At 42.7% G+C, this 13,600-nt stretch carries 11 protein-coding genes; 8 read left to right on the top strand and 3 right to left on the bottom strand.

Going from position 1 to position 13,600, the window contains the following annotated elements; translation table 11 throughout:
* Window positions 1-7 precede the first annotated feature (7 nt).
* Complete coding sequence (gene tssF, locus R7M92_RS23010) at window positions 8-1,756, top strand: type VI secretion system baseplate subunit TssF (protein WP_042523535.1); 1,749 nt, start codon at window positions 8-10, stop codon at window positions 1,754-1,756.
* On the top strand, window positions 1,753-2,751 hold the full coding sequence (gene tssG, locus R7M92_RS23005) for a type VI secretion system baseplate subunit TssG (protein ID WP_258656426.1): 999 nt from the start codon (window positions 1,753-1,755) through the stop codon (window positions 2,749-2,751). Before tssF ends, tssG begins: the two co-directional genes overlap by 4 nt.
* Window positions 2,752-2,805: 54 nt before the next feature.
* Here the strand turns inward: tssG and R7M92_RS23000 are convergent, their stop codons facing one another.
* The 3 genes from R7M92_RS23000 to R7M92_RS22990 are packed head-to-tail and all read right to left on the bottom strand — an operon-like array spanning window position 2,806 to window position 8,020.
* On the bottom strand, window positions 2,806-3,258 hold the full coding sequence (locus R7M92_RS23000; protein WP_005373369.1) for an Lrp/AsnC family transcriptional regulator: 453 nt from the start codon (window positions 3,256-3,258) through the stop codon (window positions 2,806-2,808).
* A 31-nt stretch (window positions 3,259-3,289) separates the two neighbouring features.
* A complete protein-coding gene (gene tssM, locus R7M92_RS22995; protein WP_318134398.1) occupies window positions 3,290-6,679 on the bottom strand; it encodes a type VI secretion system membrane subunit TssM in 3,390 nt (1,129 codons plus the stop codon).
* A gap of 27 nt (window positions 6,680-6,706) precedes the next feature.
* Complete coding sequence (locus R7M92_RS22990; protein WP_171345599.1) at window positions 6,707-8,020, bottom strand: type VI secretion system ImpA family N-terminal domain-containing protein; 1,314 nt, start codon at window positions 8,018-8,020, stop codon at window positions 6,707-6,709.
* 503 nt (window positions 8,021-8,523) lie between these two features.
* Between R7M92_RS22990 and R7M92_RS22985 the strand changes: the two genes are divergently transcribed.
* From R7M92_RS22985 to R7M92_RS22960, 6 genes are all read left to right on the top strand, one after another.
* The gene (locus R7M92_RS22985; RefSeq protein ID WP_017633753.1) at window positions 8,524-9,123 is read left to right on the top strand and encodes a hypothetical protein; all 600 of its coding nucleotides are present in this window, start codon (window positions 8,524-8,526) and stop codon (window positions 9,121-9,123) included.
* Window positions 9,124-9,132: 9 nt separating this feature from the next.
* Complete coding sequence (locus tag R7M92_RS22980) at window positions 9,133-10,626, top strand: type VI secretion system-associated FHA domain protein (RefSeq protein ID WP_318134396.1); 1,494 nt, start codon at window positions 9,133-9,135, stop codon at window positions 10,624-10,626.
* Complete coding sequence (gene tssJ / locus R7M92_RS22975; protein ID WP_213874283.1) at window positions 10,619-11,119, top strand: type VI secretion system lipoprotein TssJ; 501 nt, start codon at window positions 10,619-10,621, stop codon at window positions 11,117-11,119. The genes R7M92_RS22980 and tssJ overlap by 8 nt, the downstream gene beginning before the upstream one ends.
* An 11-nt stretch (window positions 11,120-11,130) precedes the next feature.
* A complete protein-coding gene (gene tssK, locus R7M92_RS22970) occupies window positions 11,131-12,456 on the top strand; it encodes a type VI secretion system baseplate subunit TssK (protein WP_005373357.1) in 1,326 nt (441 codons plus the stop codon).
* Entirely contained in the window at window positions 12,453-13,244 is a 792-nt protein-coding gene (gene icmH, locus R7M92_RS22965; protein ID WP_005373354.1) for a type IVB secretion system protein IcmH/DotU, read from the top strand. The genes tssK and icmH overlap by 4 nt, the downstream gene beginning before the upstream one ends.
* A 147-nt stretch (window positions 13,245-13,391) precedes the next feature.
* A partial coding sequence (locus R7M92_RS22960; protein ID WP_169617474.1) for a PAAR-like domain-containing protein occupies window positions 13,392-13,600 on the top strand: 209 nt, incomplete at its 3' end.

Genomic DNA, 13,600 nt, shown 5'->3' with positions numbered 1-13,600 from the left:
GTGCCACTTGAGTAACAGTAAATACTTTCAAGATGAACTCACGTATTTACGCGAGTCGGGTAGTGAGTTTGCCAAATATCATCCGAAGTTAACTCACTTTCTCTCTGAAGGAACTTTTGATCCAGATGTCGAACGACTGCTGGAAGGTTTTGCTTTTTTGACCGGACGCATCCGCGAAAAGATTGACGATGAACTTCCTGAGCTAACGCAATCTCTGATGACTTTGCTGTGGCCACATTACATGCGTTCGATTCCGTCTTTGTGTATTAGCGAACTAAAACCGCATACCGGAAGTGTTACTGAGAAAACCGTGGTGAAACGTGGTGCGGAAATGGCCAGCGAACAGGTAGAAGGCACGCAGTGTTTGTTCCGTACTTGTTATGACGTCAATCTATACCCAGTTACGATTACTAACATCGAACAAACTAACAGCCGCACCAGTTCGATGATTGATGTGACGTTATCGACGGAGCATGGCCTGGAACTGTCTCGTATCGGTTTAGATACGTTGCGTTTGCACCTGCATGGTGAGATTCATATTACTCGCACTGTCTTCTTATGGCTGTTCCGTTATCTAGATTACGTCGAGTTGGATGTTGGTGGCGGCTACAAACATCGTTTAGGGCCAGAATACGTTAAGCCAGTCGGGCATGAAGAGGACGAGGCGCTGCTGCCTTACAGCAAAAATTCCTTTGCAGGCTACCGTTTGCTGCAAGAATTCTTCTCTTTGCCAGATAAGTTCATGTTCTTCGACATTAAAGGCTTAGAGTGGCTAAAAGGCATTCCACAGCGCAGCACGGTCAAAATCAAATTCCACTTTAAGCGTGCTTTGCCTTCAGAGGTGGTGCTTAAAGATAAACACTTAAGGTTGCACTGCACACCTGCCGTTAACTTGTTTGAAAAAGACGGCGATCCAATCCGTTTAGAGCATCGACGAAACGAGTACAAGGTGCGTCCACAAAGTAACACTCAGGAGCATTACGAGGTTTATTCCATTGAGCAAGTGGAGAGCTGGAGTAAAGACGAGCGTCGCCGAAAACCACTGATTGAATTTGAATCGTTTGAGCACCAAATCAACCAGCGTGATAAGCGAGAGTTCTACAAATCCAAAGTGGGCGAGCGAGTAAGTGGGAGAGGGTTAGAGCGCTATATCTCATTCCATACTCACAATGGTGACATTGCGGATTTAGGGACTGAAACAGTATTGATGAAACTGCAATGCAGTAACGCGGACTTAGCGGAGCGCCTGTCAGTAGGAGATATCACGTACGCGACGCACAAGTCGCCAACGTATGCGACGTTTAAAAACATTACTAAGCCAACACAGTCAGTAAGTCCTCAGGTTAATGGTGAACTTCAATGGCAGTTGATTGCCAACATGTCGCTCAACTACTTGTCTTTGGCCAATATCGATGTGTTGAAAGTGTTGCTCTCGACTTACGACTTCCACTCTCGAGTCGATAGACAAGCCCACCGCGCGTCGATTCATCGACTTGATGGCATTATTTCTTCAGAGATGAAACCAATCGATCGCGTATTTCGTGGTGTATCTGTGCGTGGTAACCAATTCAAGCTCGTGACGGACTCTAAGTTCTTCGTAAATGAAGGCGATATGTTCCTTATGGCCACGGTATTGAATGAATTTATCCGTTTATATTCGAGTGTGAACTCCTTTACCGAACTAGAGGTGTTCGATGAAGCGACGGGCGAGGTTTACAACTGGGCAAGCCTAATCGGGCAGCAGACGATACTATGATTAACACACTTTCTGATAAGTCGAATGAGTTTAGTTTCTACCAAGCGGTGTTGCTGTTAGAGAAACACTACCAGCTGGAGCCAAACTCAAATTTTGTTGCCGTGGGCGAGAACAAATACTTCCATCAAGAGCGAATTGAGTTCAGCGTGTCGCCAAACCTGTCCTTTCCAAAGAGTGATATGGACTTTATTACTCATATGGAAAGAAACGGACAGCAATATTCACGTATTGAGACGAACTTTCTTGGCTTGCATGGTTCAAGCTCGCCCCTACCTGCGTCTTACACTGAGAAACTCGTCGGTCGTGATCCCGATGATAACCCAGTGAAGGATTTCTTCGACTTTTTCCACAACCGCTATACAAGCTTACTGTATCGTGTTTGGAAGAAATACCGATATCACGTGCAGTACAAAAGCGGGGCAAGCGATGCTTTTTCTGGGCGCATACTGCATTTGGCTGGTCTTTCTAGCGTTATGCAAGATTGTGAAGTAGCGGAGTTAGATCGAGCGAAGGTTCTGTCTTACGTGAACCAGTTATCTACGCGTACACGTTCACCTAAGCTTATTTCCGGTATTGTTTCGCACTACTTTTCACTGCCGAATGTGCGAATCGAAGAATGGGTTTATAGACGCGTAGAAATCGCTGAAAGCCAGCGTAACAAACTCAATCGTTCCAATTGTATATTGGGGCAAAGCTTACACTTGGGACAAAGCATTGCGGATTTGAACGGCAAGTTTAACTTGTGTATCGACAACATTGATTTTGAAACGTTTAAGCAGTTTTCCTACGATGGTGAGTTACATAAGACGCTGGTGGGCTTGATGCGCTTTATTCTGCGTGACCCAATGTCGTGGGACCTAAAGTTGACAGTTAACCTAGACAGTATTCCAGAAAACAAACTGGGTAATGGAGAAGGGAACCAACTAGGTCAAACGTTCTGGCTAGGCAACCCAGGGGATAAAGACGCCAAAATTCGACTTATCGGAAGCATATAAGAAAGCCGCTCAACGAGCGGCCCTTTATGTTTTCCTCAAAGAGGTCAGAAAAGCTTAACGACTGATCGGCTGATGCAGTACAACGGTAGTATCAAGCCTTTGAATGCCGTTAAATGATTCAATTTCATTACAAAGATGATGAATAGACTGCAGGTCGGGCGCTTCAATTAGGGCAATAATATCAAAGTTGCCACCAACAACGCTCGTTAAGCGAACCTCAGGGATTTCTTTAAGTGCATTCGTTACATCATTCTTCTTACCCTTTTCACAAGAGATCAGTAGATAACTAGCGGCTTTTCGCCCTTCATTTTCTACGCGAATCTGTGCGGTATAGCCTTTGATAATACCGGTCTTTTCTAAACGATTAATTCTTTCTGCTACTGCTGTTCGAGACAAACCAATGTTTCGGGATAGATTCGCAATCGACTCTCGCCCATTCGACAATAGACTTGAAAGTATTTTTCGATCTAATTTATCTAAACCTTGTAAAGTCATGTTTGAAATCATGTGTTCTGCCTATTTTGTTTTTATATTGTTATTAAATCGACTCTGGGAGTGTAAAGTTATACAGCTCAGCAAGAGTGAATGGGTTTTTCTGTGTCAACGGAGTGATGCGTAAGCTCAAGTCCCTCCCTGACACTTTTATGTCACTGACAAAGCTGCCGTTATGAGTGTTTGTCAAGGTCGAGTCACCTAGCAATCTGTATATCGCCCATTGACCACTCTTATTTAAAACGTGCTGTCTGCCTTCATCGGTTACATCCTGGAGTGTGATACTAATATTGAAGTCACCATTTTGCGGAGGCCATGCCATTTCACGAATGCGGCTTGGACCGTGGTAGTAACTTATATTGGTATCTGCAATTTTTAAGCTCGCTCTAATCGCACTAGAATCAAGATCGAGTACTCTTGCACTAAACGGAATATGAACGCGGTTAGTGCTTTTATTAATTAATGTGTCTCGAATAACGTTATAGTTACGCAGTTGCACTAACAGAGCCGGAGAGATTGGCATCGTCTCGCCATCCACCTGTTTTGGCGTCCACAAATTGGTATCGTAGAACGGTGCAAAATTTTTCTGAATAAATGTGTCTAACAAGCCACCAGAAGCAAACAGTAATTCAAAATCTTCAATTGAGATTTCCTCGGTCGCTGTTAGATCAAATGGGTATCGTCCTAGCCCTATCTCTTTAAACTTGGTGTAAATCTCGCTGTACCATTGGGTTTGAATGCCTTTAGCGGACTCTTTAATCATGACTGACCAGCTTTGTTGAACCACATCTAACAACCAGCTACGAACGGGTTCCGGTGATTTTTGGGCAATCTGTTTAAGTTTTATTAATGGATCAGCTTCACTGCTGTTCATTCGATGCTGAGCTGCCGCTAGCGCCGCCATTTGCGGGTCAGGTGCATCAGCAATGTCTTTCATATACGTGCGAACACGGCTTAGCGCAGTTACGGTCTCATCCCAAGGAGTAGGGGAGTTTGGTGTTTCACTGACCTGAAGTTGGTTTAATAAGTGAAAAGCTTGTTCAACACGTTTCATCAACAAGTAATCAGGCTTAACTACTTCCTCTACTGCGTCTGATGCGGAGTCTGCCGCTGCCACGAGTTTCGGGTCTAGCTTTGAAATCAGAGCATTTTTTTCACCAACGGGTGAAAATTGTGTGTTGGCATAGACCTGCTTCAGTACGGTTGTCATTGGTGAAGAAGGGCCCGAGATTAAGTCTATCGCGTTCGTTAGATCGCCGACATTGTCATAGTTCTGGACTTTTAGTTCACTCAGCGCATTGCGCCAATTACTGATGTAGTCGTCAGTATATTTTTTACGTACTTCCTCTTTGAAGGCTTCTTGTTCATCACTAGTAGGAATAACGTGTTGTGACAGACCTAAAACCCAGTTGTCACTGATGACTTGTTGTGACATTAGGTCCACGCGTGGTCGATAAAAAGTGCTAAAGCCAGTGGAGGTATAGATCTTATCTACGATCAAGCGTTCACTATCGATTGGTGTGTTGAATACATTGCTAAACTCGAAACCCACAGCTCGTTGCAGATCTAGGGTTCCTAAATCAATCGAATTTGCTTCGTTTAAAATACCTGCATAAACGAGATCAACATTCGAATTTGCTAGCAGTGAGCGACGTGTTGCGCGAACAAGATCCATATTGATATCAATTGGATCAAACTGTGTGCGAAAGTAAGCGTCCAAATAGCGCATCGCCTGATTGACGACGTCACTTTGGTTGCTTAAATCGTTCATCATTTGGAGAGTTTGATGACGCAAAAAACGGATATCACGCTTTGTTGGATCGTTTAGCATTAGATACCCCTTCAATAGAGGTAAAGCGCGTGTAAAAGTGTTTTGATTTTGTGTCAGTTGTAGACGGTAACCTTTCTCAATGAGAGGTATCAACTGTTGAGCAACGTCCTTAAGTAATGCTTCGTAAGCGATGCGAGTGCTTTGATCCAAACGGCTAATGTTGAGCGGTAATATCTCTTCATCCAAAGCCTTAGAACCTTTAAGCCACGCCCCATAAGAAGGCTCTATTGCTTTCGTCGCCTTCGCTAAAAGCTCATTGAATTTTGCATCTTGCTCCACTTGTGATTTGTCATCGATACTCAAGAGTTGATTCATCACATGTAAGTTACTGTCTAATGTCGTGAAAAAGAAGTAACTGCCCCCAGTAAGCAGGATAATAGAGCCGAGTATTGCCAAACGGCTTTGTCTCTGAATTAGACGAAGATACGTCTTGTTTTCGCCCGCAAAGTCGCTTTCCGGCAATATTTGTGAATCAATCAGAAAGCGAGAGAAATAAGGCGTTTCTGTTAACTGAGTATGCTCTGACGCGATAATAGGTAAGTTGAAGTAATTACTACAACTTTTTGCAAGTAAATTGTACTTGCGACCGCCTTGCAGACTCGAACTAAAGAAAATCTCACGGATGTCTAGTGAATAGACACCGTTGTTAACATCACATAGACTCTCAAGCACATAGCTGACCTCAGACTGACATAGCTCAAACTGCTTAGGGAAAGCGAGTATTGCTTGTTTCTCATCAATGTCCGTTGAATTAGCGGATGCATCTAGCGCATTACTTTCAAGCACTCTCACTAGATTTCGATAGCTATCGCGGTAGTACTCTGCAAATACACCTTTGGCTTCTTTTAGTGGGATAGAGAGGAACTCAACACGTGTCTTGAGAGAGCTAAAGTGCATGTATTCTTTAAAGCCATCTAACTTGTCTAGCTTTGACATAATCAAATAGATTGGCAATGCTGAAGACGTTTTAGAGTTGATGGTACTCAAGCGCGCCAATAACGACGAAATGGTGTACTCTTTTTGTTCTGGCTCAGAGACGATCATGAACTCGAAATCGGTGAAGAATAGACAGCCTGAAAATGGCTTTCGAGGTCGATGATGAATAACTTCTTCAATGAACGTATTCCATAAAGAAGCATCACTGCTTGATACTTCCTGGAACACTAAGCGTTGGTCTGGTTTGATGTATACAGCGCTGTCAGATTCGTACCATTCAAAAAAGTCATTCTTAGCGGTCCTAGTGCGATCCATCGGTTTAATTGCACTAGAATTAAATAAAAATTGACGTCGCCCTGACCCTTTATTACCAAGCATCAGGTAAATTGGTTTCTTACCTGAGTTAGCAAGAAGAGGCTGGATAACCATAGAAAGTGCTTCTTCCTCGGTTTCCAAATGTTGAGCTTTAGCGTTGTTCTTTTTCTTCAACCATAATGTGAATTGAAAAGTGACGTAAACAATGGCGATAGCACCAAGGGTCAGCCAAAGATAAAGTTGATCGATTTCGTCAAGAAAAAGCAGATAAATAGTGGTGATAATTGCAGCCACTAAAAACATCAATATAGTAGAAATCACCACTGGATTTCTAAACAGTTTTTGTTTGAACATAAGCCTAAAACTTCTTTAATTGTATTGTTATTTATTGTCAGTTTTTTCAGCTTGTAGCTGACTCAATTTATATAGGTAGATGTTCAGTAAAAGGGTTGCGCGGTCAATTTCCTTTTGCTGTGAATACTTTTCAGCGTATTCAATACGACCTAAAAGCGGGAATAACGAGTTACTGTATTCGTACGCCTTTTCAGAGTTCTTATCTACATTCTGTCTAGCTACGTTGGCAAACACCGTTCTTGCGTCTGAGAATCGCTTATAAACATCCATAAACTGGTCTTCTAAATGGGCGCTCTGTGTCAAAAAGTTTTGACGTAGCTGCTGTGCAGAAGACGAATCCGGATAGATTGCGATTAATTCATTGGTCAAGCTATCGAGCTCGCTGACGTTACTTACTTTTGCCGAGTCTAAAAACCAGTTATTCATCATAATATCGACACGATTAATGGCCTGCGTTTTCAATGACTGAGCATATTTTTTATTTTCGTAATCTAACGAGGCGACCAAATTTACAAGTTCATTAAGTGAAGCTTGATTAATTTTTTGTTCCAATGTTCGATAACGTTGTTGCTCGTACATGAAATGTGAACATATCGCAGTAACAATCAAACCAATAACGAAGTAGATCATAAATCGACCAGACTTTGCCGGTGATGCTTTCTCTTGGCTATTTAGGTTGGGTGATGACACCGGTGCCGGAGAGGGAGACACATTCACTTTAATTTCAGGTGCCTTCTGCGTTGTTGCAGAAGCGCTAGTGTTGGCTTGTTTTTTCTCGCGTAACTCAGCCGCAATCTGTTGTTCTTTTATCTGCTCAATCCATTGATTCAAAATACGGCGAATGCGACCTAATGACGGCGCTTCAATACCGTAATGAAGACGAAGCTCTTCCTCAATCCTCAAGCATAATTGATGTGCTGCCTCTATCAATGGAAGCTCTTCTGGTAACGCTCGATGCTTATTAATTCGTTTTTCAGTATGCTCTACCATCCATTCAATAGCGCTCATTCGTGCCTTTGACTTTGAATGCTCTGGATACGCGTTGAACCAATATACGACACACACATCAAGTATTGAGTTTAACCCTTCAACAAGGCCTCTTAAGCCGTCGTTATAGGTTGACGCAACGGTAAAGTAACAGCAACAACGTAGGTCTTTCGCTTGGGTACTCAAGATCTTTTTTGAGAGTGTTTGAACCGTTTTCCACGAGACTCTCCCTGTGACTTTATTCAGGTTGTTTATTTGACGTTTAATTTCGTCAAAATCCTCAGAACCATTAGGATTAGAGCCGCTTGGGTTATTTTCATCGATTGGTCTTCGAGCGAAGTCGGTAAAAAACATAAAGAAAGTTCCAACTGATCATATAGAAGTATTAAGTTATATAGGATTTCACTACTGTTATATTAAATTATAAGCAGTGCACATCTGCCGCAATTCTATAGACAAAATAAGCGGATTAGATAATAAAAATTCATTAAAAGAAATTAAATTACTTTTAGTGTGATCTTTGTTCATAATATTAATATCAATAGTTAAGTCTATTTATAAGAAGAAACTTATATATGAAGATGAGAACGTTGATTAAAAAGTAACTAAATTGTTATCGGAGATTACGTTTTGTTCAATTAGCAATCAAATTCTGTTACTTCTATTTAAATAGAAAGATTTACTGTCTCGTCACTTAATCTGTAGTCGGTTCTTTAGTTTTTGTTTGTAGGTAAAACAACCAACCTGATAGTTGAAATGTATTAAATTATAGGTGTTTTTTTAGGCTTATTGAAAAAGAGAATATAATTGATATCTTTCGCTTCTAAGTAGAATATCGGTTTTCCTAGAGGGACGAAATGCTAAAACCAAGTCAAATTGGGCTGATTTCAGCCATGTGTCTATTTTCTTCTGTTGCAATGGCAAAAGGGGAGCGATATGGACTCTCTACCAGTATGTTGACTATCGATAGCATTAAATACGATGAAGGTAAAAGTGGTGAGCAGGATACGCTTAGGTTCGGCTTGGTTCATACTCGTCCTATTGATGAAAACAATAACCGTTGGCGTTGGTGGTTAGGGCTAAACTATCTAGCAGAAGATATTGAAGCGCCAGCAAACGGCTTATATCAAGAAGCGACGAACTATGAACTTCGTGTTGTTCCTCAATATGCGTTGACTTCTTGGAGTGTTTTCACGCCATATGTTGGTGCGGGCTTGTCTGTCGGTTACTCGCAATATTCTAATCGCTGGCAAGTAGACCAAGAGGGCTATCGTTATGAGAGTGTTGAAGACATCGACCAGTTTGAGTTAGGTGCGGTTGTGACCCTTGGTACTGCTATAAAGTTAGGCAGTAATCCTGACGCCCATATACAAATTATCCCGCAGGCCTCTTATATCCTTCCGGTTGTAAATGATGGAATTGGTGGGCTTGAACTATCAGTTTCTTTGCTCTTTTGAGGTTCGTAAATGTACTCAAATCAGCTAGTTTTATTTATCTCAAAGTGTCCAGAGGAATACACCGGTGCAAAGCATATTGAAATGCCTGAAAGTGGTGGTTCGATAGGTCGTTCCCCAAGCTGTAGCGTGTATTTAGCCGATCACAACCGCTTTATCTCGGGCACTCATTGTTTGCTCAGCGTGTATGGAGATACCTACTATATAAGTGACGTATCAACTAACGGCACAATGGTAAATGGGAATAAAATACTGAAAAATCAACCCGTTGCGATAGTTGATGGCGACATCATTTCTTTAGGGCAATATGAGATTGGTGTTTCTCTTGAGCACGTTACCTCAACACTAGACATCGCCGCTGATATTGCTCCTGAGCGAGTATCTAGCGATCCTCTGGTTAGTCTAGGAGATGCGGTTGTCGAAGAGGAAGAAAAAGTCGGTGCCTTAGAAGATTTGTTTATGGAGACTAAACAGGATGACATTGATTGTCATGATCCTGTTGCTCACCTTAACTTTTCGATGCAGCGAGATGACGATTACTTAATTCGTGATAATGAGCGTACAGAATCTGAACAACCTAGAACCGTGGAAAGCACGCGTCAGGTGGTCGATGACAGTTTCAGCATATATTCCGAATTCGATCAGCCAAGCCTAATCCCTGAAGACTGGATGGCTGCGGAAACCAAGAGTAACGCATCAGTCAATGATGCATTAGCGCCAGAAAACGGTAAGGCACATAGAGCCGATATTGCCTCAGCTGAGGTGATGCAACCTGGCACGGTAGCCCCAGATAGCACGATTCAAAGACAACATCGTACGCATAATGTTACTGAGATGGTCGTAGAACAGGCTAATACAGGGTCAAAATGGGAAGAGATGACCCAATCTTTTACGCCTTCTCCTAACACTAATCAGCAACTTCAAATACCTACGGCACAGCATGCGATAAACAGTACGACGAAAGCACAAGTCGATACTGATGCGGCCGTTTGCTCTCAAGATATAGCGCAAGCGTTTTTTGATGGTTTGGGTATTCGAAATCCAGAGTTGATGACAAACGAGGCGCAGTTATTCAAGCAAATGGGCACTTGCTTGCGTTTATGTATTGATAACCTACAGAAAGAGTTGCACGAAGTGGAATCGTTAAAAGATGAGCAGAGTGCGAGTGAGGCTAACTCGAACATTGCAGAGCTAATGCTCACTTTGAATAGTCAGCAATTACTGGCTCCAAATGAACTGGTTGAACAAATGCTCGATGAGCTGAACGACCACCAAGTGATGTTTAACAAAGCACTGAATGAGCTCGTTTTAGAACAGTCTGAAACGAACGATCCCGTAGCATTTGCTAACAGGGTCGCTAGCCAGTCTTTGTTCTCAACTAAGTCAAAGCTGTGGGCCGAATACCTAGATTTCTACACTAATAATCGTCGCCTGCTTAATGAAACATCCTTAAAAGGGCTGATTAAGAAAAACTATAACAAAGTGATTAAGGGAAACCATGCGTAGTATCGCCGTATTACTCGGATTTGCCATGTTGTCCGGTTGTTCCATGTGGGATCAATTTAAAGAGTCCACTGGTATCACACCCGAAACTTCGTCGATTGAATTGGTTATTGAGGCATCACCTGTACTCAATGTGAGAAATGGGGGCCAGTCATCTCCAGTTATTCTCCGTCTTCACGAATTAAGTTCGCCAGTATTGTTCCGAAGCTTAGATTTCTTTGCGCTGTTTGAAAACGATAAAGCGTCGTTGGGTGATGAGTACATTAAACGTTACGAATATCAAATACAGCCAGGTGGAAAAGTTCATGAAATGCTAACGCTAGACCCTGACACTCGTGCCGTCGGTTTTTCAGTGGCTTTTCGTGATATTGATGGTTCGTCATGGCGAAAAGTGGAAGTTATTGAAGAGAAGAGCGAGTACTACATCAAGCTCAAGTTAGAGGGCAGTGAGTTAATTTCTGATAACACTCGCGGCATTGAACAGGTTTACTTTTAAGGGATAGAAACATGTCTTTATACAATCCAGTTGTTTGGCAAGATGGAATGTTCATGAAGCCGCAGCATTTTCAACAACTCGATCGTTCGCAAAGTAAACTATCGAGCCTACTGAGTGCCAATGCATCGCCTTTGCATTGGGGAATTAAACGTTTAGAAATCAACTCTCAGTTACTAGCACTGGGTAAAATCGGTATTACTCGTGCTGAAGGTATTTTACAAGACCGGACACCATTTGAGCTTCCGTTGCTTGCCGAGCTGCCTGAAGTGAAAGATGTAGATCCTTCGATTGCCGATAAAGTCGTTTATTTGTGCTGTCCGTTACCATCGGAACGTTCTGAGTTGTTTGGTACCAAAAAAGACGGTGCGCGCTATACGATGGAATCTCAAGAAGCGGTTGACGCTTGTTATGATTCGGAAGACATGGCAAATATCGTCGTCGGTAAGCTTAACTTTTGCTTAATGTACGATCATGAAGATAAGAGTGCTTACACGTCTATTCCGATCTTAAAGATCTCAGAAGTGAAGCCTGATGGCAGCGTGATCTTAGATGATAGTTTCATTCCTACCTGTATCGATATTCATGCGTCGACAGTACTGAGTAAATTTGCGACCGAGTTTGCTTCTATGTTGAAGCATCGCGCGGAATCGATAGTTCAGCGATTAGGGGTGGTGGATCAACAAGGCGTATCATCGGTTTCTGACTTTATGCTATTGCAAGCGCTCAACCGATACGAACCCTTGTTTTGGCATTTCGCAAGCACAGAAGCTGTGCATCCTGAGTCTTTGTATCGAATTCTTCTTCAGGCAGAAGGTGAGCTTTCGACGCTGTGCTCAACGACACGCCGACCTATTGAGTTTACGAAGTACAATCATGGTGATCTTACTAGCTGTCTTTCTCGCGTCCTAGACAGTGCGAAAATGACATTGAGCGTGATGTCTGAGCAACGAGCAATTCCACTGACCTTAAAAGATCAGAACTATGGCATCAGAACGGCAGCAATCCCTGACAATAAGATCATTGATACGACGACCTTTATCCTCGCAGTTAAAGCTGACGTGACCTTGGATGTCCTGCATACCCAGTTTGTCAGCCAAACGAAGATCGGTTCTATCGATAACATACGTGACTTGATTAACCTTCAACTGCCTGGGATTGAGATCAAACCAATGCCAGTTGTGCCACGCGCGCTGCCGTATCACGCTGGCTACACCTATTTCGAGCTCGATAAAACGGGCGAAGAGTGGATGGCATTGAAGAACACTGCTGCGATTGCGATTCACGTTGCGGGCGATTTCGCTAACTTATCATTGCAACTTTGGGCCGTTCGTCTATGAGTTACGCAGAAACCGACGTCACCGTAGTCTTATTCCAACCAGAGCCTGGCAAACCAATGGAGGTAATGCCAGCGCCTGACTTGTCGAGAAACATCGCAGTACAAGATCTATCTATCGATAACATGGGTATTAACCCGCTAGTGGACCAGTTCTCATGGTTGATCGCCAGTCTGTCTTGTATGTCTTCGATCCCTTGGCTTGATGACCCGATGCCATTTCGTGAACAAGTGGCACGTGAGATTCGAAAAGGTGAACGAAAACTTAATGAAATGGAGCTCGATCGTGCTTCGGTTCTTGTTATTCGTTACTGCTTGTGTGCGGCGATTGATGAATCTGTTTGTCGGCAAGAATGGGGAGCAAATAGTCACTGGAGCCAGAACAGCTTACTGTCTGAATTCCATAACGAAACATCTGGTGGTGACAAGTTTTTCGTTATTCTCGACCGCTTAAAAGCCGACCCTCGCAAATACCGTCACGTTATAGAGTTTCTCTATTTATTGCTTCAACTTGGTTTCCAAGGCAAGTACGGCCGTGAAGAGCGTGGTAACGAAAAGTTAGCGGAAATTGGCAGCACCATTTATCGATTAGTGCGAGATGACCGCCTAGCAGAACAAGAAAAAGTTTCTTTAATCAACCTTAAAGCTAAATATCTAAAGAAGCCGTTAAAAAGGGTAATTTCACCCAAGCTGATCTTAAGTCTTAGTGCGATGACGTTTGCGCTTATGTATGCGGCAACCTACATCGTCATAGACTTAAAATTTCAGCAACTGCTTGAAATGTATAGATAACCAGAGATCTAAAATGAGATCTTCTGCCAGTTTTAGGGCTTATTGTGAATATCACTGGTTTTTTAGTGAAATTCACTAGTTATTTAGAGAGATTGCAGTTTGCGATCTCTTTTATCATTCAATCAATAAAATTCAAATGGATTGGTTATGGGCGTAACAGTTGGTGCGAATGGACTTTCGATAGTTCATAAAGGCTCAGGTGGTGAAGCGAATGCAACGCTCCCAGATGTTTGTTTAACTAAGGTCGGCAAGCCAGTCGTCCCTATCCCTTATGGCAACAATGCTAAATCAGCAGACCTTGCTGGTGGGACTACGACAGTCTCTATGGATGGCGGTAACAGTGTCGCTATCAAGGG

Origin of the sequence: Vibrio sp. Vb2880 (assembly GCF_033337975.1) — a bacterium.
GTDB classification, from domain to species: domain Bacteria; phylum Pseudomonadota; class Gammaproteobacteria; order Enterobacterales; family Vibrionaceae; genus Vibrio; species Vibrio alginolyticus.
This window is presented reverse-complemented; position numbering and strand designations above follow the sequence as displayed.